Origin of the sequence: Rhizobium sp. RAF56, from assembly GCF_052113965.1 — a bacterium.
GTDB lineage: Bacteria > Pseudomonadota > Alphaproteobacteria > Rhizobiales > Rhizobiaceae > Rhizobium.
The window spans coordinates 13,392-35,094 of record NZ_JBFRDU010000002.1; the positions used below are offsets into that span (position 1 = coordinate 13,392).

The 21,703-nt window shown below is 61.9% G+C and carries 18 protein-coding genes; 11 read left to right on the forward strand and 7 right to left on the reverse strand.

The features are described 5' to 3' along the window. The first annotated feature begins 279 nt into the window (after positions 1–279). The gene (locus AB4048_RS01955; protein WP_442200468.1) at positions 280–561 is read left to right on the forward strand and encodes a helix-turn-helix domain-containing protein; all 282 of its coding nucleotides are present in this window, start codon (positions 280–282) and stop codon (positions 559–561) included. An 88-nt stretch (positions 562–649) separates the two neighbouring features. Here AB4048_RS01955 and AB4048_RS01960 read toward each other — a convergent pair whose 3' ends face one another. Further along, positions 650–2,953, reverse strand: a complete 2,304-nt coding sequence (locus AB4048_RS01960) for a TonB-dependent hemoglobin/transferrin/lactoferrin family receptor (RefSeq protein ID WP_442200233.1) — start codon at positions 2,951–2,953, stop codon at positions 650–652. A gap of 280 nt (positions 2,954–3,233) precedes the next feature. Between AB4048_RS01960 and AB4048_RS01965 the strand changes: the two genes are divergently transcribed. Next, positions 3,234–4,061: an extensin-like domain-containing protein gene (locus AB4048_RS01965; RefSeq protein WP_442200234.1), complete on the forward strand. Its 828-nt coding sequence runs from the start codon at positions 3,234–3,236 to the stop codon at positions 4,059–4,061. A 1-nt stretch (position 4,062) separates the two neighbouring features. On the opposite strand, the gene AB4048_RS01970 is transcribed toward AB4048_RS01965, so the two are convergent. Further along, positions 4,063–5,742: a formate--tetrahydrofolate ligase gene (locus AB4048_RS01970; RefSeq protein WP_442200235.1), complete on the reverse strand. Its 1,680-nt coding sequence runs from the start codon at positions 5,740–5,742 to the stop codon at positions 4,063–4,065. Positions 5,743–5,855: 113 nt separating this feature from the next. Next, positions 5,856–6,794 carry a hypothetical protein gene (locus AB4048_RS01975; protein ID WP_442200236.1) on the reverse strand — a complete coding sequence of 313 codons (939 nt, stop codon included), beginning with the start codon at positions 6,792–6,794 and terminating at the stop codon, positions 5,856–5,858. Between the two features lie 350 nt (positions 6,795–7,144). Between AB4048_RS01975 and AB4048_RS01980 the strand changes: the two genes are divergently transcribed. Beyond that, on the forward strand, positions 7,145–7,870 hold the full coding sequence (locus AB4048_RS01980) for a helix-turn-helix transcriptional regulator (RefSeq protein WP_442200237.1): 726 nt from the start codon (positions 7,145–7,147) through the stop codon (positions 7,868–7,870). A 29-nt stretch (positions 7,871–7,899) separates the two neighbouring features. Here AB4048_RS01980 and AB4048_RS01985 read toward each other — a convergent pair whose 3' ends face one another. The 3 genes from AB4048_RS01985 to AB4048_RS01995 all read right to left on the reverse strand — a co-directional run bounded on the left by AB4048_RS01985 (position 7,900) and on the right by AB4048_RS01995 (position 10,883). Next, positions 7,900–9,036 carry a DUF2333 family protein gene (locus AB4048_RS01985; protein ID WP_442200238.1) on the reverse strand — a complete coding sequence of 379 codons (1,137 nt, stop codon included), beginning with the start codon at positions 9,034–9,036 and terminating at the stop codon, positions 7,900–7,902. A gap of 158 nt (positions 9,037–9,194) precedes the next feature. Next, a complete protein-coding gene (locus AB4048_RS01990) occupies positions 9,195–10,217 on the reverse strand; it encodes a hypothetical protein (protein ID WP_442200239.1) in 1,023 nt (340 codons plus the stop codon). Positions 10,218–10,301: 84 nt separating this feature from the next. After that, positions 10,302–10,883 carry a thymidine kinase gene (locus tag AB4048_RS01995; protein ID WP_442200240.1) on the reverse strand — a complete coding sequence of 194 codons (582 nt, stop codon included), beginning with the start codon at positions 10,881–10,883 and terminating at the stop codon, positions 10,302–10,304. 215 nt (positions 10,884–11,098) lie between these two features. Here AB4048_RS01995 and AB4048_RS02000 point away from each other — a divergent pair, with 215 nt between their 5' ends. From AB4048_RS02000 to ade, 7 genes are all read left to right on the forward strand, one after another. Beyond that, on the forward strand, positions 11,099–12,049 hold the full coding sequence (locus tag AB4048_RS02000; RefSeq protein ID WP_442200241.1) for a choline ABC transporter substrate-binding protein: 951 nt from the start codon (positions 11,099–11,101) through the stop codon (positions 12,047–12,049). Positions 12,050–12,133: 84 nt separating this feature from the next. Beyond that, a complete protein-coding gene (choW, locus tag AB4048_RS02005) occupies positions 12,134–12,979 on the forward strand; it encodes a choline ABC transporter permease subunit (RefSeq protein WP_442200242.1) in 846 nt (281 codons plus the stop codon). After that, complete coding sequence (gene choV / locus AB4048_RS02010) at positions 12,976–14,031, forward strand: choline ABC transporter ATP-binding protein (protein WP_442200243.1); 1,056 nt, start codon at positions 12,976–12,978, stop codon at positions 14,029–14,031. Before choW ends, choV begins: the two co-directional genes overlap by 4 nt. Positions 14,032–14,168: 137 nt before the next feature. Then, positions 14,169–14,906 (forward strand): HugZ family pyridoxamine 5'-phosphate oxidase, encoded by a 738-nt coding sequence (locus tag AB4048_RS02015; RefSeq protein ID WP_442200244.1) that lies wholly within the window; start codon positions 14,169–14,171, stop codon positions 14,904–14,906. Positions 14,907–15,023: 117 nt separating this feature from the next. Continuing rightward, complete coding sequence (locus AB4048_RS02020) at positions 15,024–15,392, forward strand: ArsR/SmtB family transcription factor (protein ID WP_442200245.1); 369 nt, start codon at positions 15,024–15,026, stop codon at positions 15,390–15,392. Positions 15,393–15,753: 361 nt separating this feature from the next. Next, on the forward strand, positions 15,754–17,079 hold the full coding sequence (locus AB4048_RS02025; RefSeq protein WP_442200246.1) for an aspartate aminotransferase family protein: 1,326 nt from the start codon (positions 15,754–15,756) through the stop codon (positions 17,077–17,079). Between the two features lie 161 nt (positions 17,080–17,240). Further along, on the forward strand, positions 17,241–18,938 hold the full coding sequence (gene ade / locus AB4048_RS02030; RefSeq protein ID WP_442200247.1) for an adenine deaminase: 1,698 nt from the start codon (positions 17,241–17,243) through the stop codon (positions 18,936–18,938). 11 nt (positions 18,939–18,949) lie between these two features. Here the strand turns inward: ade and bglA are convergent, their stop codons facing one another. Then, complete coding sequence (gene bglA / locus AB4048_RS02035; RefSeq protein ID WP_442200248.1) at positions 18,950–20,605, reverse strand: beta-galactosidase BglA; 1,656 nt, start codon at positions 20,603–20,605, stop codon at positions 18,950–18,952. Positions 20,606–20,778: 173 nt separating this feature from the next. Here bglA and AB4048_RS02040 point away from each other — a divergent pair, with 173 nt between their 5' ends. After that, positions 20,779–21,690, forward strand: coding sequence for a sugar kinase (locus tag AB4048_RS02040; RefSeq protein WP_442200249.1), 912 nt, complete (start codon positions 20,779–20,781; stop codon positions 21,688–21,690). The last annotated feature ends 13 nt before the right edge of the window (positions 21,691–21,703 follow it).

The following is a 21,703-nucleotide window of genomic DNA, read 5'->3' on the forward strand; positions in this document are numbered from 1 at the left end:
TCTTTGAACACGATTGATCGAGGCCGCTTCAGCGAGCCCACCACCACGATGCAATGTTCAAAGAAATGTTCATGGGCGAAATTGTTAGCGTGAGTTTTTTCGCCGCGCAAGCGGCAAAATCAACAGGAGCAAGCGCGGGTGGCCAACAACGAAGCTGAAAAAGGGCTTGCAGAGATTATACAAAATTTTGCATTTTCAGAAGAAGACACAGAAGACCAGCAGGACGGATTTGCAATTGGCCGTAAAACGCTACGGCGATCTTGTGAAGGAGCTTGGCCGATGAGTGACGAAACGTTTGTAAGCGTGTGGGACGCGGTCGAAGATACGCCGGAGGCGGCGGAGAACATGAAACTGCGCTCCGCATTGATGATGGCGCTGGACCAGCATATCCGAGCACAGAGATGGACCCAGGTGGAGGCTGCGAGCCGCCTTGGCGTGACGCAACCGCGCATATCCGATCTCCTGCGCGGCAAGATCAACCTGTTCGGCCTCGACGCGCTCGTCAACATGCTGGCGTCGGCTGGTCTGCATGTGGAAGTGCGCATTTCCGAAGCTGCCTGATCGACAGCGATCCGAATAGAAAATTTCCTTTTGAATTCACAGTTGAATGCAGAAGGGCGACCCGAAGGTCGCCCTTTACGTTTGCCTATCAGAACCGCTTGACGAGCGAGATCTTGAATGTGCGGCCGGGCTCCGAATAGAAGGCGATCGGCTGATTGGTGTTGCTGTTGCTCGGCACGGTCGATGCGTTGAGATCCTTCAGCGCGACGCCGTTGTAATAGGTCTTGTCGAAGAGGTTGTAGACGCCGCCCTGGATGCGCAGCCCCTTGACCTGTTCCGGTTCCCACCATGCCGTCAGATCGACGATGCCGTAACCCGGCGCATCGAAGGTCTTGGCGTTGCCGTCGTTACGCATGGCGGCTGAGGTAACGAGCGATAGGTCCGTACCCCAGGTTTCCCGCTGGTAGCCGACGCCGACGATCGCCTTCAGCGGCGCGACGGTGCGCAGATATTCGTTCGTGTCCGTGTCCTTGCCATAGGCATAGGCCATCGATCCGTGCAGGTTGATGCCGTTCTCGAAGAGCTTGTGCGCTTCCAGTTCGACACCCGAGATCTGGACGCGGTTGCGGTTGAAGTAGCTGGTCAGGCCGTTCGGATAAAGGGTGGTGAAATCCGTTTCCGTGTCGATGAAGTTCTTGTAGCGATTGCTGAACGCCGTGACGCGGCCGCCCATGTCGTCATCGCCGAGGTTCGCGCCGATTTCGAAGCCGTTCGCCGTTTCCGGATCGAGGTCGGGATTACCCACGGTCGCATAGCCGAAGGCCGGATTGGAGAAATCGAGATAGAGCTCGTTGACGGTCGGTGCGCGGAAGGCCATCGACCACTGCGCAAAGAGTTCGACCTCGGGCGCGGCCTGGTATGTTGCGAGCAACTTCGGCGAGATGCGCGAGCCGTTGCTGCCTTCCGGGAAACCGTTGGCGGCAAAGCCGGAGTTCGCCTCGAAAGCACTGGTCTTCTTCGGATCGTAGTCGTACCAGTCGAAGCGCAGGCCCGGCGTCAGCGCAAAGTTGCTGTCGCCGAAAGCGATCTTGTCGTCGATGAACATGCCGAGCCGCTTGCCGTCGACATCTGGAATATCCGACTGGTCGGCGTGCAGCGCAGGGCAAGAGCCCGCCTGGGCGGCGCGGCTCGCGGTGCCGAGAATGCAGGCGTCGATACCGTCGATGAAGGACTTGGCGCTGAAGAGCGAGGCGTCTCCGCCGACATTCACCTCGTGCTCGAAGTTGCCGGTGTTGAAGCGAGAGGTCAGATTGCCGGTCACGCCGAAATCGTTTTCCTCGATTTCGTTGTTGCGCAGCCAGGGTCCGGCCACCGAGCCGACGCGCGTGCCTTCGGCACCGGCTTCGCGGCTCAGGCGCTGCCAATAGACGCTCATCCGCGCGGCATCGATGACCGAGTCTGCGCTCGGTGCTTCGAACTGGTAGTCGAGCGATACGCGTTCGCGGCTATTGTCCTCGGTGCCGTCGTAGTCGCCGAGCTTATAGACGCGCGACGAGCCCGTGGTGGCGCCCTGCAACGTTTTCAGATCCGTCGTCGTATCGCGATCGAAACGCTCGGCGGTGATGCCGACCATGTGGCCGCCTTCCAGCTGCTGACGCAGCTTGAAGAGCAGATTGTTCTGGTCGTAATCGGCCGGGTTGGCCTCGGTGCGGGTCGGCCCGATGGTGTCGACGGTGCCGTTGTTCTCGCTCTCGTGACCCTTGCGGTAGGAGCCCTGGAAGAGCACGGACGTGTTGTTGATCTTCTTGGCAACGGCCACGGAACCGCCGGCGCTGCGATCGGTGCCGTCATAGTCGAACTTGGTGACGCCACCCCAATCGCGGCCGGGCTCGATCAGATCCTCGGGCTCCAGCGTGCGCAGAACGAACGCGCCGGCAAGGGCGCCGGAACCGGCGCGGCTGGAGTTGGCACCACGCATGATGTCGAACGTCGACAGCGACTGGAAGTCGAACGTGTTCATGCCGCCGTCGGCGTTGGTGGTATCGGTGATCGGGTTGGCGGCGCGCGCGGAGTTCGACAGGAAGGGGATCGGAATGCCGTCGACCAGCGTCGTCACACGCGGACCGCCGAGACCGCGCAGAAACACGCCGCCCTGCTTCGGCACATAGGTCACGCCCGGATCTACCGTACGGCCGAAGTCCGAAAGATTGTTGACGTTCTTCTTCAGGATCGTGTCCTGCGTCGTCTGCGTCGCGAGCGGCGTGTCGGCAACGCTGCCGGGCGGCGGAGCGATGCGCTTGCCCTTGACGACGATCGGCTGCAGCGCGGTATCGCCGTTTTCTGCCGTTGCCGCGGGCTTTTGCGCCTGCTGGGCGAGAGAAGTGGAGGCCAAACCAAATGTCAGGAATGCCGTGCAAGCCAAAAGAACCGTGCGAGATTGCCGGAGCGTCATGAACCAACCCTTTCAATATATCGACCGGGCTGGCTGGTCGGACGTTTTCGAACGCGTCCAAGGGGCTGGCTGGGTACTTAATCCTTGTTGAGGCGGTCATCGCCCGCCTTGTTTTTGCCACGTAAAAAACATGACTAAAGTTGTCAATATATGTCCACGCGTATTCATGATTATTTTGATCAAGTTTACGCAGTTGCGGCCGGCCGTTGCGCGATTGCAACAAAATGCCACCCTGAGGCGTTCTTATGCGAGAAGTGACCAAAGCGGGTGAGAACATTCAATGCTCAGGATCGCAACGGCTGCCGCAGCCTGTCTTCTGCTGACCGCAGCCGCCCTTCCGGAAAACGCGCCCTTGCCGCAAACGCGGCCCGGAGCGCCTGCGGCGATCGTCGCACCGGCCCCGGTTCCGCGGCCAGAGGCTCCGAAGTCTTCGAAACCGACAGAGCCGGACGCGCCGAAAAGCCTGCCCGCGGCGCCGGACGAGACATCCGATCAACCCGCCGAGATGCAAGGCCCGCCTCGCCCGCCATTGACGATTGCCAGCGAGACCGACGCGGATCATCAGGCCTGCGAAACCGAACTCCAGGCGCTCGGCGCGACCTTCAAGGACATCCCCCGCATCGACGACGGCAATGGCTGCGGCATCGACAAGCCGATCCTCCTGAGCGAGGCGCTGCCGGGCATCAAAGTGAAGCCGGAAGGCAAGATGCGCTGCGCGACCGCGCTGGCGCTAGCCCACTGGATGAAGGAAAGCGTCATCCCGGCGGCCGGCACGGCGCTCAAGGATGCCGGCCGCATCACCACCATCAACCAGGCGTCCACCTATATCTGTCGGCTGCGCAACAATGCGACGACCGGCAAGATTTCCGAACATGCGCGCGGCAACGCCATCGATGTCGCGAGCTTCACCTTCGAGAAGGGCACGTCCGTGGCGGTCGAACCGCGTCGGGAAGATTCGACGCTCACCGGTGCCTTCCAGCGAACCGTCAGCGCCGCCGGCTGCCTCTATTTCGCGACCGTCCTCGACCCGGAGAGCGACGCCGCGCACGAGCATCACTTTCATCTGGACGTGATCAGCCGCAACGGCGGGTTTCGGTATTGCCACTGACTCAAAACAATCCCTCGATATAACCCTGATCATTCAGGAAAATCCGCTCGGCGGAAGGAGAGGCCGGCAGGCCGGGCATGGTCATGATTTCGCCGGTGATGGCGACGACGAAGCCGGCGCCGGCCGATAGGCGCACCTCCCTGACCGTCACGACATGGCCTTCCGGCGCGCCCCTGAGGTTGGGGTCGGTCGAGAAGGAGTATTGGGTCTTTGCCATGCAGACCGGCAGATTGCCGTAGCCCTGCTCTTCCCAACTGTGCAGCTGGTCGCGTATCGCCTTGTCGGCGGTCACTTCGCCGGCGTGATAGATCTTGGACGCCACCGTCTCGATCTTTTCGAACAGCGGCAGGTCGTCCGGGTAAAGCGGACGGAAATGCGCCTGGCCGGATTCGGCAAGCTCGACCACCTTGTAGGCGAGTTCCTCGATGCCGGCCGAGCCTTCCGCCCAGTGACGGCAGAGGATGGCCTCGGCGCCGAGCCGGGATACGTAGTCCTTGACCGCCTCGATCTCGGCTTCGGTATCGCTGGTGAAATGGTTGACGGCGACCACGACGGGAACGCCGAACTTGCGCACGTTGGCGACATGGCGGCCGAGGTTGGCGCAGCCCTTTACAAGCGCCGCGACATTCTCCGCGCCGAGATCGGCCTTGGCGACGCCGCCGTTCATCTTCAGCGCCCGCACCGTCGCGACGATGACCGCCGCGTCCGGGGCAAGGCCCGCCTTGCGGCATTTGATGTCGAAGAATTTCTCCGCCCCGAGATCGGCGCCGAAGCCGGCTTCGGTCACCACATAGTCGCCGAGCGTCAGCGCCGTGCGCGTGGCGATCACGGAGTTGCAGCCGTGGGCGATATTGGCGAAGGGACCGCCGTGGACCAGCGCCGGATTGTTTTCCAGCGTCTGCACGAGGTTCGGCTGCATCGCATCCTTGAGAAGTACCGCCATCGCGCCATCGGCCTTCAGGTCGCGGGCGAAGACCGGGCTTCTGTCGCGCCGGTAGCCGATGATGATGTTGCCCAGCCGGGCTTCGAGATCCTTCAGGTCCGAGGCGAGGCAGAGGATTGCCATAACCTCGGAAGCAACGGTAATGTCGAAGCCGCCCTGCCGTGGATAACCGTTTGCGACACCCCCGAGCGAGGAGACGATATCGCGCAGCGCCCGGTCGTTCATGTCCATGACGCGCCGCCAGGTGATCCGCCTGAGGTCGATATTCTCACCGTTGCCCCAGTAGAGGTGGTTGTCGACCATCGCCGCCAACAGATTGTGGGCGGAGGTGATCGCGTGGAAATCGCCGGTGAAATGCAGGTTGATGTCCTCCATCGGGATCACCTGCGCATAACCGCCACCGGCCGCACCGCCCTTGGTGCCGAAGCACGGACCAAGCGAGGCCTCCCGCACGCAGACGATGGCGCGCTTTCCGATGCGGTTCAGCCCGTCACCGAGACCCACTGTCGTGGTGGTCTTGCCTTCGCCGGCCGGCGTCGGGTTGATGGCCGTCACCAGAATGAGCTTGCCCTTCTTGTCTGCGGAGCGCGAGGCGATGAATTCAGCGCTGATCTTCGCCTTGTCGTGGCCATAGGGCGCAAGCTGCTCGGGCGGGATGCCAAGTTTCGCGCCGATCTCGTAGATCGGCTTCTTCACCGCTGCGCGCGCGATCTCGATGTCGGACTTGACCTTTTGCATGCCGCCCCCGCCTGTCTTTTCTTTAGTTCGCGTAGCCGATCAGTCGGCAACTGTTACTCAGCATTGCCGCAGAGACACACTGGCAGTCGCATTCCGCGATCGCGGCCGGCCCGTCAGCTGTTCGGCGTATTGGACGGTGGCTGCGCCGTGAGCTGCGACGGCGCGGGAGGGACAAGAACCGGCGCGACAACGGCCGGCGCTGTCGGCGCCCAACGCTCTGCCAGGCAGCTTGAAAGCGCACGTCCGGCTAGACAGGGCCCGGCCATGACGAGGTCGTCGGCGGAAGCAAATTCGGTCGTCAGGTGGATGGCGGCCGCCTCGATCTCGGGGATCAGGTAGATGGACCGTGGGCTTGCGCTCATCGACATGTCGAGGATGGCGGGCTCGACCCCCATGGACTTGAAATAGGCGAGCAGCTTCTTGCGCATCGTCTTCGAAAGCTTGGTCGTCGTGTGCTGGCCGACAATTTTTCGCCCGACCTCGCGGCTGGCGACGACGCGCCGCCTGCCGTTCACGACCTGGTATTCGGTCCGATATTTGACGCGCACCTCGTCGTACGTCGTGGTGATCTGATGAACGCCGAGATAGGTGAATGGGCTGGCGACGCGGCGCACCCCGCCCGCAAAGGCAAAGGGACAAGCGGAGAAGCATACGCCGTCGCTGGAATAGGTCGCTCCCCGGATCGAACCGTCGGCTTCGCGTCCGGCCGCACAGAGCGGGTCGTCGACGCCGCAGTCGCGCGCGCGCGTTCCGCCGACCGCGATCGATAGTCCGTTTTTGCGGATGAGCCGACCAAGCTCCAGAGCCGCCGTCACATCGCCGCCCGGCGAGCGCATGACGATCGGCGGTTTCCGGTCGCCGAGCTTGGCGAGCAACCGCTTGAATTTTGTCGCCGTGTTCGGGACGATCTGGCCCTCGGCGACGATCCACTCGGGGCAGCTGCCGTCGGCGGGACAAAATCCGGCGTCACCGTGCGCCAGCACGAACTGCATGGGACCGTCGAGGGGATCAGCGCTGCGCGCGGCCGCCGCGGCCGGCAACGCAAACGTCAACGCGGCAAGAAATCCTGCGCACGCGTTGCTGCCAAAAAATACCGATAAAACACGACCCAGCCACATGGAATACCGAACGCCCCGAAATGACCGCAGCCTAATCGATAGCAATCACCACTTGCATTGGCAAGCTATTAGGCGGGCTAGCCCAAAGAGCGCTGCTTTTTATATCAACTTCAACGCGTACTCAAGGGCAACGCATGCAGATATCTCAAGGCGCGGCGGCGCTTATCATATCATTATGAACATATATTAAAATTAAGTCATGTTAGCGGTAGTAAGAAATTGCAGCTAGTATTCCTTCACGAATTCGTTATGTGATAGCGGTAGCAACTTGGGCACGTATTAATATGTCCTATATGATCACCGCCGAACGACAATCCCTGCTTTCAACGGCGTTTACCTCGGCGCGCGGCGATGACGCGTTCGCCTTGGCGATGGCACGTTTGACCGCTGCGTTCGGCTTAACTTATTATTCGCTGCTGCGTGCGCCGACTGTCGACAACTCGACACTCGCGGATCTGATCATCGCGTCATCCTTGCCGGCAAGCTTCATCGAGGCATTCGACGCGGGTCACATGGCGACCATGTCCATTGCGCGTATTCACAGGTCGGTCGTGCCGCGCATCTGGCACAACAGGGACAAACGCCCCTACCCTGACATGGAAATGCCGACTGCTTTGAGCGATTTGCTTGACGCCTATGACATGCAGATGGGCGTTATCTGCCCGGCTTATGACGGTGACGGTCAACACCTAATCTTCAACTTCTCGGGCAACCGCGGCAATCTCGCCCAGAGCGAGATCAATGAACTCCATATGATCGTGCTGCAGGCGGTCGACGCCTACAATTATGTGAAGACAGACGGCAAGGCGCTGCCGCATCCGCTGTCGACCCGCGAGATCGAAGTGGTCCGGTGGACGGCGCAGGGCAAGACGTCGGTCGAAATCGGACGGATCCTTTCGCTCTCAGACCACACGATCAACGCTTACATGAACAACGCGATGAAGAAGCTCGATTGCGTCAACCGCACGCAGCTCGTCGCCAAGACCATTCGGCTGAAGCTCATCAGCTGAGGGGCTGGCGGGACGTCGGCCGGGCGGCCTTACCTGCCGCCCAGAACGACGCGCGTCTCCACCAGATTGGACCGCACCCGCAGGATATAGAAACCCATCGTCGCCAAATGGCTCGGCATGATCCAGCCATCCTCACGCCCGTTCGAGATGATGAACGGCCGGATGCGCAAGGCGGCCTGGAACTGACGCATGGTATCCGCCCAAAGCGTGCCCAGATTGCGCTCGGCGATCACCCGCGAAAAATCGGCGCCGGCGGCGCTCAAAATTCCATAGTAGCCGTAGAGCTGGCCATAGGCGAACCAGAACCGGTCGTCGGCGCGGGTGTCGAACCAGCCGAAATTGTGCTTCTCGGAGCGCTCCGCCAGAATGTCCGAGGTGCTGCCGAGATCGTTGGCGATACGGTCGACGAATTCGATCAGGTTATCGGCGCGGCTGTCGAAGGTGGCGTTGCAGAGGCTGAGATCGGTGTTGAACTTCGCCAGACTGCGGATCGCGGCGCGATAGTAGGCAGGCGTCGGCGTCTTTGGGCCGAAGGGGTTCAGGCCGAAGTACCAGCTGGACTCGTCGAACTGCAGGTTGCCGCGCGCGTTCTGCAGGTCGGCATTGATGCCGGAGGTGCCGCGGACGCGGCCGAGCGCATCCACCAGCTCCACGGAGGTGCGCCGGATCGCCTGGTTGACGCCGCGCTGGAATGCCGCCTTGTTGTCGAGGAAGGGCGTGCGATCCCAGTCCATTCCGAAGAAGCCGACCTTGTAGAGCAGCATCGACGAAATCCACGCATTGCGATTGACGTTGAAGTCGATGAGGTCGGAGGTGACGTCGACGACGGCGGACGTCTGGCAGGTTTTCGGCGCGGCGGCCCCAGCGGCGTTCGCAGCCGGCGGCAGCTCCTGACCCGCAACGGCCTGACGTTCGCCAAGCTTGAAGCGGTCGACATAGTTAGGGTCGAAGTCGCGCCAGGACTGCGTCTGCCAGATGAAATAGGCGTAGAGCACAACAAGCAGCGCGACGAAGGCGGCGATCGGCAGCTGGATCGTCCAGGCACGGCGGCGATACCAGCCGTGCGCTGCAAGGAAAGGCCAGAGCAACCCGGCGGCAGCCAAGCCTAAACCATGCCCGATAGCGCGGAAAATCCGTTCGAAAAAGGCAACGATCGGATTGAGCATGCGCGTCTCCTCGGGGCTTGCTGGCTGGCGATTATGCACAACTTCAAAATGTTACGATGACGCTCGGCGCTGTTGCGGCCGTCGCGTCCCGAATAAACCCAGATATGTGTTCGCAGCCGTCTCGGCAACCGCCTCTTGCAAATTTCGCGACGCGGTTCTCAATTCGCCTCGGAAGCCGCCTCGACATTTGCCCCGCCAGGATTGTCGTCAACGACTTCGCCTCGCCATTTATGCGGCGGCCGGGAAAAAGCGGCATCGGCTCGCGCCTTGCGCTCCTCGACCTTGTAGCCGGCGACCGGATTGTTGTCGTAGGCTTCGATCAGCCCGGTAACGGCCGGCGGCAACGCGTCCGGCAATGCTGTGGAGCTTGCTAACACCGCCTTCATGATGGCGATGCGCTGCTCGATGTCGGTATCGAGCTTCGCCTTCATCAGATTGAGGACGCGAACCTGCGCGTTCAGGTTTTCCACAAAGCCCTCGTAGGTCGGTATCAGCCGCCGGAGCGTTTGTCGTTCGGGCAGCAACTCGGCTTGCTTCGCGATCAAGGCTTGCTGTTCGGCGACGAGCGCCTCATGGTTTTCTTCGATGGCCGCGGCGCGCTCAGTGCTCAGCACCGTCCCGATACGCTGCGACCGCGCCGCGATCTTCGGCTTCAGCGCATCGACGTGGCGTTGCGCCTCCTCGATCCGAAAATCCAGGTTCCGGCGCCGCTCGATGATCCGCACCAGATGTCCCTCGCAGGCCTTTTGCCGGCGCATGACGAGCGGCCGCAAACCCTTCAGCGTCTGGTCGAGCGAGGCCGATATCACGAGCAGCCCCTTGATCTCGGCCAGGATCGTTTCGGGTGTCGGTCGGCTGAGGGCGAACCGCCTGTGCAGCGGCGGACGCGTCTCCTCGCCGGCGTTGACGTCGAACAGTCGTTCGAACCGAAGATGCGCGGCCGCCGTCGCTTCGTCGAGTTCGCTCAGCAGCCTGCCTATTCGCGACTGCCAGTCTTCCATCAGACGTGCGGCTTCGCGTAGCAGCCCCTCCTCCCGCGGAAAATTGATCGTCTCGAGGCTCGCTTTGCCCTTTGCATGGGCTTCCAGCATGGCGTCAGCGGCATCCGCACCCTTGAGCGCCAAGTCGAGCGTCACCATCGCATCGCGGATTTCCGTCTCGAACGACAGGGCTGCGGCCATGAAACGCACTCTCCGGTTACTGCGAGCGAGACTACTGCATAATTCCTTAAATCGGAATCGATGGATTTGCGATGCCGCGCCTCGTCAGCCTTCAGCCATTGCCTCTTCCCAGTGCCGCCGGCAGAGCGAGACATACTTCTCGTTGCCGCCGACATCGATCTGGGCGCCTTCGTGCAGCACGCGCCCTTCGCCGTCGTGGCGCACGACCATTGTCGCCTTGCGGCCGCAATGGCAGATGGTGCGCACTTCACGCAGTTCGTCGGCGATCGCCAGCAGTTCTTGCGAGGCGGGAAACAGCTTGCCGCGAAAATCCGTACGCAGACCGTAGGTCATGACCGGCAGGTTCATCCGGTCGACGATGTGAGCCAGTTGCCAGACATGCTCTGGCGTCATGAAATGCGCCTCGTCCACGAAGACGCAGTCGACCGGCGCCTCGGCGTGCAGGCGTTCGACCACGGCGAAGAGATCGTCGCCTGCCTCGAAGGGAATGGCTTCGGCCGACAGACCGATACGCGAGGAGATCATGCCGCGCCCGGCGCGGTCGTCGAAGGCGGCGATAAGGATCACCGTGCGCATGCCGCGCTCGTGATAATTGTAGGACGCCTGCAGAAGCATCGTCGATTTCCCGGCGTTCATCGTCGAGTAGTGAAAATAGAGTTTCGCCATTGCATTCTCCTTCCCCCGTTTCATGAAAGTTCGGGCGCGGCATGAAAAGGTGGGGCGGGCGAAAACCACAGAAAATACTGGAAACGCGGTCGGCTGGCGTCACAAAAACGCGCGCGTCGCAATCCGCCCCGGCAAAGCGCCGCAATCAAGCGGAAGTAGCTTGAAAATCTAAGGTATTGGTGATTGCTTGGGAATGTTCGACTGGGAGTTACACAATGATAAAAATGAAATCGACGACATTGTCCCTCGCCGCAGCCCTTTCGCTGTTCGTCGCGGGAGCCGCCTCGGCTTCAGAACCGGCAAGCTGTGGCACCGTGCATTTTTCCGACGTCGGCTGGACCGACATCACTTCGACGACGGCCACCGCCTCCGTCATCCTCAAGGCGCTCGGCTATGAGACCGATATCAAGGTTCTGTCCGTTCCGGTGACCTACACATCGCTCAAGAACAAGGATATCGACGTCTTCCTCGGCAACTGGATGCCGTCCATGGCCGCCGACATCAAGCCCTTTACCGACGACAAGTCGGTCGAGACCATCCGCCCCAACCTCGAAGGAGCGAAGTACACGCTCGCGACCAACGAGAAGGGTGCCGGCCTCGGCATCAAGGACTTCAAGGATATCGCCGCTCACAAGGAAGACCTCGACGGCAAGATCTACGGCATCGAGCCGGGCAACGACGGCAATCGGCTGGTTCTCGGTCTGATCGACAAGAACGAAGACAATCTGAAGGGCTTCGAACTGGTCGAGTCCTCCGAGCAGGGCATGCTCGCACAGGTCGCCCGCGCCGAGAAGGAAGGCAAGCCGATCGTCTTCCTCGGTTGGGAACCCCATCCGATGAACACGAAATTCAAGCTGACCTATCTGACCGGCGGCGACGATACCTTCGGGCCGAATTTCGGCGGAGCCACGATCTACACCAACGTGCGCGCCGGCTTCATGCAGGAGTGCCCGAACGTCGCTACGCTCATGAAAAACCTCGTCTTCTCGCTCACGATGGAAAACGAGATCATGGGCAAGATCCAGAACGACGGAAAAGAGCCGGACGCGGCCGCCATCGAGTGGCTGAAGGCCAACCCGGCGGCAGTCGCACCGTGGCTCGCCGGCGTTACCACCAAGGACGGCGGCGACGCCGTCGCGGCGGTGAAGACGAAGCTGGGCCTCTGATCAACAGGTAAGGGGCGGCACGACCGCCCCTTTTTTTCACGTTCAGCCGATCCATCCGATCCCTCTTAGCAGCGGGCCAAGCACGTGAACTGGATAACCGACTATCGCATCCCGATCGGCCCATGGGCGAAAGAGTTCGTGGATTGGCTGACTTCCAATGGGGAGTGGTTTTTCAACTGGCTCTCCTACATCCTCTCACACGTCATCGATGCGCTGCTCTTCGTCCTGCAGGCGCCGAACCCGTTCGTCGTCATCGCCGCGATCGTCCTTATCGCCTATTGGCTCCGCCGCTCGATCATCGTTGGCGTGTTGACCGCCATTGGTCTCCTGCTGATCATGAACCAGGGCTATTGGAAGGAGACGACCGAGACGCTGGCGCTTGTGCTCGCCGCCACTTTCGTCTGCATGATCATTGGCGTGCCGCTCGGCATTGCGGCTGCCCGCCGCGCCTGGGTCTATTCCTTCATGCGGCCGATCCTCGACCTGATGCAGACCATTCCGACCTTCGTCTATCTGATCCCGGCGCTTATCCTCTTTGGCCTCGGCACCGTGCCGGGCCTGATCGCCACCGTCATCTTCGCCGTCCCTTCGCCGATCCGGCTGACGCGGCTCGGCATCATCTCCACGCCGCCATCGCTGGTCGAGGCGGCGGAATCCTTCGGGGCGACCCCGATGCAGGTCTTGAGGAAGGTCGAGCTTCCCTTCGCCACCCCTCAGATCATGGCGGGGCTGACCCAGACCATCATGCTGTCGCTGTCGATGGTGGTGATTTCCGCCCTTGTCGGCGCCGCCGGCCTCGGCGTGCCTGTGGTGCGCGCGCTGAATACGGTGAATGTCGCCAAGGGATTTGAATCCGGGCTCTGCATCGTCATCCTCGCGATCATCCTCGACCGCATGTTCCGCTCCTCCGACGCGGGAGACGGCGCATGAGCACGGCCGTCACTTTCAACAATGTCAGCATCATCTTCGGCAATCGGCCGGAGCAGGCGCTTTTCCTCGTCGATCATGGCAAGACGCGCGACGAGATCGGCGCGGCGACCGGTCTCGTACTCGGTGTCGCCAATGCCTCGCTCTCCATCGAGGAAGGCGAGATCCTCGTTCTGATGGGGCTTTCCGGCTCCGGCAAATCGACGCTGTTGCGTGCGGTCAATGGCTTGGCGCCCGTCGTGCGCGGCGACGTGTCGGTGGCAACCGCGAACGGCCCCGTCAATCCCTACGGCTGTTCGGCCAGATCGCTCAGGGATCTGCGCATGCACACCGTTTCGATGGTCTTCCAGCAATTCGCGCTTCTGCCATGGCGAAGCGTCGCCGACAACGTCGGCTTCGGACTGGAGCTTGCCGGCGTTGCCGAAACCGAGCGCAAGAAGCGCGTCGGCGAACAGCTGGAACTCGTCAATCTCACGAAATGGGCCGACCGCAAGGTCAACGAGCTCTCCGGCGGCATGCAGCAGCGCGTCGGTCTTGCCCGGGCCTTTGCGACCGGCGCGCCGGTGCTTCTGATGGACGAGCCGTTTTCGGCGCTCGACCCACTCATCCGCACGCGGCTGCAGGACGAACTGCTGGAATTCCAGCGGCGGCTGAAGCGCACCATTCTCTTTGTCAGCCATGACCTCGACGAGGCCTTCCGCATCGGCAACCGGATCGCGATCATGGAAGGCGGCCGCATCATCCAATGCGGGACGCCGCAGGACATCGTGAAGAACCCCGCCGACCAGTACGTCGCGGACTTCGTCCAGCACATGAATCCCATCAGCATGCTGACCGCGCGCGACGTCATGCAGCCCGGTCTCGGCCATCCGGCCGCCGGAGATACCGTGACGGCGACCGCCCGCATGGACACGCCCCTCGTCGACATTCTGGACGCCCTCTCCCGCCAGCCGGGAACGATCGGCGTCGTCGACAACGGCGCGATCATCGGGACGATATCCGCGCAGGATATCGTGGCGGGGCTCACCAGCCACCGGCGCAAGGAACAGGCGTAGCTGGGTAAACCCGCAGACAGCACGGACAAGGCACTGGTTTTCGGACGGGATCGCGCATATGTCGGACAATTGCCGACGATGCGAACGCGCCTTGCCGCCCGTTCGTATTCGGGCGCCCGAGGAGAGCGTGAACGACCATGAACGACAAGCCGTCCGTCCTGCGTGAAACCGATGATGAGGCGCGCAAGCTCGCGCGCATCCTGCTGCGCTCGGCCCGACATGCAGCGCTTGCCGTCATCGACCCCGAGACCGGCTTCCCTTCCGCCAGCCGCGCCCTGATCGGCACCGACATCGATGGCGTTCCCGTCATCCTCGTCTCAGCACTTTCGGCGCACACCAAGGCGCTGACCGCGGATCCACGCGCTTCGCTGCTTGTGGGCGAACCGGGCAAGGGAGATCCGCTCGCCCATCCCCGTCTCGGCGTGCAGTGCGTGGCCGAGCGGGTCGAGCGGGAAAGCCCAGGCCATCAGCGGACGCGCGCTCGCTTCCTGCGCCGCCATCCGAAGGCCTCGCTCTACATCGATTTTCCGGATTTTTGCTTCTTTCGGTTGCAACCACGTAGCGCTAGCCTCAACGGCGGTTTCGGCCGAGCCTATGTGATACCGGGTGAGGATTTCGAGATCAGCTCGCCCGCGAGCGAAGCGATCGCGGCAGGCGCCGAAGCGATCATTGCCGATCTGCAAAGCCACCGCTTGGACATTGCCGGCGTTATTTCCAGCAGAATCAAGGGCCACCTGGCAGAAGACTGGCGAATAATCGATGTAGACGCGGCCGGTTTTGACTTTCTCTCCGGCGAGAAAATCCATCGTTTCGAGTTCGACCAAGCAATCGAGCGGCTCGAATATACTGATTCTTACAGGTCTAAATTAATATAGGCACTACCCCAAATTTAGGAATATACAATCTTTCATATTCTTTGCTATATTTAACCTGCCTAAGCCTGAACTGCATATATCGTTTTATTTTCAGATATATTTTTAGAGAGATTGAATATGAAAATCGAAAATTTAGAAGATCATTCAATGTCAGCAGCAGCGCTTCTATCTGCGATGGCGAATCCCAAGCGCCTTCTCATTCTCTGCTGCCTGGTGAAAGGGGAGGTTCCCGTCGGCGTTTTGGCGACTAAGATGGGTCTTAGCCAGTCTGCCCTTTCTCAGCATCTTTCGAAACTTCGCGCGCAGCGGTTGGTTACGACGCGTCGCGACGCACAGACCATTTATTATTCCAGTGCATCGGAGCCTGTGATCAAGGTTTTAGCTACGTTGGAAGAAATTTATTGCGAAGGTGAATTTTTTCAGGCCGAAAAGACCAAATCGGTTTACCGAAGCAACGCTGAAATGCTATCAGCCGGGGCGAGATAGGCGAGCCGGTATTTTCGAACTCGCTGATTTTATTACCAATTATTTTCATCGCTTGCCGGTGGACCGTTAGGTTCGCCGGCTTTTTACTGTCGGGCGCCGCGCCCGTTCGTCTGACCAGCGCCGCAGATTTCCAGCTTTCCCCTATATTTTCCGGCCTCGTCTTGACGCGCCTTGGTCGGCTGATAGTTTCACCGGGCGATCAATATAAAGGCGCAGGAGCGCCGCGCGCTCGCAACGAGCGCGCAATGGGCGCCCCGGTTCGTAGAACCTCGCCGCAACTCTTGCGCTTTCAGCATGCATGAAGGCGCGGACGCTCCGCCCGCCACCCGGAGACGGCCACCGATTGGCCGGGGAGTAGAGAATGTCCAACCGCCTGAATGCCCCCAACGACCTGCGCGCCTTTTGGATGCCGTTTACCGCGAACCGCCAGTTCAAGAAGGAACCGCGGCTTTTCGTCGGCGCCAAGGACATGCACTATACGACGCATGACGGACGGCAGGTGCTGGACGGAACGGCCGGGTTGTGGTGCGTCAACGCCGGGCATTGCCGGCCGAAGATCACCGAGGCTATCCGTGAGCAGGCGGGCGAGCTCGACTATGCGCCGGCCTTCCAGCTCGGCCATCCCAAGGCCTTCGAGCTTGCCAACCGTCTCGTCGACATCGCGCCGGAAGGCCTGAACCACGTGCTCTACACCAATTCCGGCTCAGAATCGGTCGAGACCGCGCTGAAAGTGGCGCTAGCCTATCATCGCGTGAAGGGCGACGGCTCGCGCTTCCGCCTGATCGGCCGCGAGCGCGGCTATCACGGCGTCAATTTCGGCGGCATCTCCGTCGGCGGCATTGTTTCCAACCGCAAGATGTTCGGCACGCTGTTGACCGGCGTCGACCACATGCCCCACACGCACATTCCCGACAAGAACGCGTTTACCCGCGGTGAGCCGGAACACGGCGGAGATCTGGCGACCGAACTGGAACGCATCGTCACCCTGCACGACGCCTCGACGATCGCTGCCGTCATCGTCGAGCCGGTGGCAGGTTCGACCGGCGTCCTCATTCCGCCGAAGGGCTACCTGCAGAAGCTGCGCGAGATCTGCACCAAGCACGGCATTCTCCTGATCTTCGATGAGGTCATCACCGGCTACGGCCGCCTCGGTGCCCCGTTCGCGGCGCAATATTACGACGTCAAGCCGGACATGATCACCACCGCCAAGGGCCTGACCAACGGCGTCATCCCGATGGGCGCGGTGTTCGTGACGTCGGAAATTCATGATGCCTTCATGAACGGCCCGGAGCACATGATCGAGTTCTTCCACGGCTACACCTATTCCGGCAACCCGATCGCCTGCGCCGCAGCGCTCGGCACGCTCGACACCTACAAGGAGGAGGGGTTGCTGACGCGCGCCGCCGAGCTCGCCGACTACTGGGCGGACGGCCTGCATTCGCTGAAGGATTGCCCCAATGTCATCGACCTGCGCAACACCGGCCTCATCGGCGCCATCGAGCTGGCACCGATCGCGGGCGAACCCACCAAGCGCGCCTTTACGGCATTCCTGAAAGCCTACGAGAAGGGACTGCTCATCCGCACCACCGGCGACATCATCGCCCTCTCGCCCCCGCTGATCGTCGAGAAACACCATATCGACGAGATATTCGGCAAGCTCAGGGAGATTCTGCAGAGCAATATTTGAGGTCTCAGGGCGAATTGCCCCTCACCCCACCCTCTCCCCGCAGCCGGGGAGAGGGAGCGAGGACGTAGCGGCAAATTCAGCGCAGTCCCCTCTCCCCGTAAAACGGGGAGAGGGCTAGGGTGAGGGGCAAAGCCGAATCACCAACGCATGCGAGGAATGCCATGAGCGCCAAACTCGAACGTATGATCGACCAGGGCGTCGGCCGCATGCCCGCAGATATCGTGCTCAAGGGCGGACAGTACTTCGATCTCGTCACCGGCGAACTCGTTGCCTCCGATATTGCCATCTGCGGCGACCGCATCGTTGGGACGTGCGAGACCTATGCCGGCCGCGAGGAGATCGACATCTCCGGCAGGATCGTGGTTCCCGGCTTCATCGACACCCATCTCCACATCGAATCCTCGCTGGTCACGCCCCATGAATTCGACCGCTGCGTGCTTCCCTATGGCGTCACCACCGTCATCTGCGATCCGCACGAGATCGCCAACGTGCTCGGTACCGAGGGCATCCAGTTCTTCCTCGAATCGTCCCTCGAAACGATCATGGATATCCGCGTCCAGCTTTCCTCCTGCGTGCCCGCCACGCATTTGGAGACCTCGGGCGCGGACCTGCCGATCGAGGCGCTTCTGCCTTATCGCGACCATCCGAAAGTCATCGGGCTTGCGGAGTTCATGAATTTTCCAGGCGTGATCCACAAGGATCCGATCTGCATGGCCAAGCTCGAAGCTTTCCAGGGCGACCATATCGACGGCCACGCGCCGCTCTTGCGCGGCAGAAATCTCAACGGCTATCTCTCGACAGGCATCCGCACCGAGCACGAGGCGACCACCGCCGAGGAGGCGCTCGAAAAAATCCGCAAGGGCATGCATATCCTCGTGCGCGAGGGCTCGGTTTCAAAGGACCTGGCAGCGCTGATGCCCATCATCACCGAGCGGCTGTCGCCATTCCTGGCGCTCTGCACCGACGACCGCAATCCGCTCGACATCGCCGAACAGGGCCATCTCGACCATATGATCCGCACGGCGATCAAGCACGGTGTCGAGCCGCTCGCCATCTATCGGGCGGCATCGATCTCGGCTGCCCGCGCCTTCGGGCTCAGCGATCGCGGCCTGGTGGCGCCGGGCTGGCGTGCCGATCTCGTCGTCGTCGACAGCCTGGAAAGCTGCAAGGCGGATATGGTCTTCGCCGCCGGCCGCCGCGTCACCGACGCGCTGTTTGCGACCCGCAGGCCGGTGGCGCCCGTCGGCCTCGACAGCGTCAAGGCGCGCATCGTCAAGGCCGCGGATTTCGGCGTGCCGGTGACGGAAGGCGAAACCTCGGTGATCGGCGTCATGCCGGGAAAGATCATCACCGAGCACCGCCGCTTCCGCCTTCCCGTCAACGGCAATCAGACAAGCGTCGACCTCATCCGCGACATCATCAAGGTCGCCGTCATCGAGCGCCACGGCAAGAACGGCAACCACGCAAACGGCTTCGTGCAGGGCTTCGGGCTGAAGAAGGGCGCGATCGCCTCGACCGTCGGCCATGACAGCCATAATATCTGCGTCGTCGGCGTCAATGAGGATGACATGGCCCACGCCGCCAATCGTCTCGGCGAAATAAAGGGCGGCTTCGTCGTCGTCGAGGATGGCCGCGTGACCGGCGAGATCGCGCTTCCCGTCGCCGGCCTGATGAGCCTCGAACCCTTCGAGAGCGTCCGCGCCACGCTGCACGAACTGCGCAAGGCCGCCCGCGCGCTTGGCGGCACGCTGGAGGAACCGTTCCTGCAACTCGCCTTCCTGCCGCTCCCGGTCATCCCGCATCTGAAGATCTCGGACAAGGGGATGGTGGATGTCGATGCGTTCCGGCTGCTGGGGTGAATAACCGCCGCTCAGGCGCCCTCCACGACCCGCCCGCAGAACACGTCCAGCCCGTCGAGCGTCACCTTGGCGCCCGCATGGGTCGCCGAAAAGCCCGGGATCGCCACGGCCTCCAGATACGCCAAGCCCTCCGGTAAATCGAGCTTTGCCGGTTCGCGGACAAGGTTGAACACGAACAGCAGCGTTTCGCCATCCTTCCTGCGGGTAAAGGCAAGCACCTCCTCGCCCGTATCGAGAAAGGCGAGATCGCCGTCGCGCAAGGCCGGATGGGATTTGCGGAAGGCGAGCGTACGGCGGTAGTGATGGAGCACCGAGGCATCGTCCGCCTCCTGGGCGTCGACGGCGAGTGCCGCATGCTCGTGGGGCACCGGCAGCCAGGATTTTGCCGCCCCGCTGAAGCCGGCATTGGCACGCGCCGTCTCCCAGGGCATCGGCGTGCGGCACCCGTCCCGTCCCTTGTAGGCGGGCCAGAAGCGGATGCCGTAGGGATCGCGCAGGTCCTCGAAGGCAAGCTCGGCTTCCGGCAGCCCGAGTTCCTCGCCCTGATAGAGGCAGATAGAACCGCGCAAGCTGGCGAGCAAGGTGATCGCCAGCTTGGCGATGCGCGGCCGCTCCTCTTCTGTTGCCGCGAATCGGCTGGCATGTCGCGTCACGTCATGGTTGGAAAACGCCCAGCAGACCCAGCCGTCGCTCACCTTTTCCTGGAAGGCGCCGACGGCGCGGCGGAAATGGGCCGGCGTGAATTCCGGGCCGAGCAGGTCGAAGGTGTAGCACATGTTGAGCTTGTCGCCGCCGCCCGTATAGGCCGCGACCGTATCGAGCGATCTCGCACCGTCGCCGACTTCGCCGACGGTTGCTCGGTTTTCATAAGCGTCGAGCAGCGCACGAAAACGCGTGAGGAAGCCGAGATTTTCCGGCTGTGTCTTGTCGTAGAGGTGGTTCTGCATGCCGTAGGGATTGCTGTCCGGCGCATCGAGCCCGCCGACCACGACAACCGCCGGCGGATTGTCGCGCAGATCCTTGTCGCAAAAATAGTAGTTCACGGTATCGAGCCGGAAGCCGTCGACGCCCCTTTCGAGCCAGAACTTCACCGCCGAGAGGACCGCATCCTGAACATCCCGGCTGTGGAAGTTGAGATCCGGCTGCGAGGTCAGGAAGTTGTGCATGTAGTATTGTCGGCGCACCCCGTCCCACTCCCAGGCCGGACCGCCGAATATCGAGAGCCAGTTGTTCGGCGCAGTGCCGTCTGGCTTCGGGTCCGCCCAGACATACCAGTCAGCCTTTGAATTCGTCCGGCTCGCACGGCTTTCCACGAACCACGGATGGCGGTCGGAGGTGTGCGAGATCACCTGGTCGATGATGACCTTGAGGCCGAGGGCGTGGGCGGCGCCGAGCATTTCGTCGAAATCCGCAAGCGCGCCGAAGATCGGATCCACGTCGCAATAGTCGGAGACGTCGTAACCCATATCGGCCATCGGCGAGGTAAAGAACGGCGCAAGCCAGATCGCGTCGACGCCGAGCGAGGCAATATGCGGCAGCCGCTGCGTGACGCCTTTGAGGTCGCCGAGACCGTTATCGTCCGTGTCCTGAAACGAGCGCGGATAGACCTGGTAGATCACCGCGCCACGCCACCAGTCGGCGCTCTCAGCCCTGTCCTTTGATTCCATGCAACAATACGCCTCCGGCCGATGCTGTTATCCGGAGACTAGCGGCGGCTGCGAAAAATACAAACCGAAAGCGAAGCCCACAACCGGCGGCCGCCAGCGCCTTGGGCACGACGGCTTGTCACGGCGGCGTCGTCCGCGTATCAGCTAAGGAAACGGGTTGCGAGGGCGTTATATTGAGCGGGCGGTTTCTTTCGATCGGCGAATGCATGGTGGAGTTGTCGCAGGCCGATAGCGGCCTTTTGCGAAAGGGCTTTGCCGGCGATACCTTCAACACCGCCTGGTATGCTCGCGCCTGCCTGCCGAAGGATTGGTCAGTCGACTACTTCACCGCACTCGGCGACGATCCGATGTCCGGCGAGATGATGGAGTTCATGCAATCGGCCGGTATCGGCACGGCGCATGTCCTTCGCATCCGCGGCAGGACGCCCGGCCTCTACATGATCAACTTGACGAACGGCGAACGCTCCTTCAGCTATTGGCGCGATAGTGCGGCGGCGCGCCAGCTCGCCGCCGACGGCGACCGGCTGCGCGAGGCGATCGAGGCATCCGACGTCCTTTATTTCTCGGGCATCACGCTCGCGATCCTTCCGCGCGACGATGCGACGACCCTGCTTGCCGAGCTCCGCCGCGCCAAAGCCGTCGGCAAGCCCGTCGTTTTCGACCCCAACATCCGCCCGCGCCTGTGGTCCAGCCTCGACGCCATGCATTCGACAATCAGCGAGGGCGCCCGCGCCTCGACCATCGTCATGCCGAGCTTCGATGACGAAGCCGCTCATTTCGGCGACGGCACCATTGCCGAAACCATCAGCCGCTACCGCGCGCTCGGCGCGGCAATGGTCGTCGTCAAGAACGGAGCCGATGGCGCCACCATCGGCACGGATGACGGTGAAATCCTCGTCCCGGCCGAAAGGATCGACACGGTCGTCGATACCACCAGCGCCGGCGATAGCTTCAACGGCGCATTTCTCGCCAAATTCGTGATCGACAACGATGCCGTCGCCGCCGCGCGCTTCGCCGCCGGCGTCGCCGCCAAGGTCATCGGCGAGCACGGCGCACTCGTTCCGGCGGAGAAGCTCGGACTATAGGCCCGGCAAATCC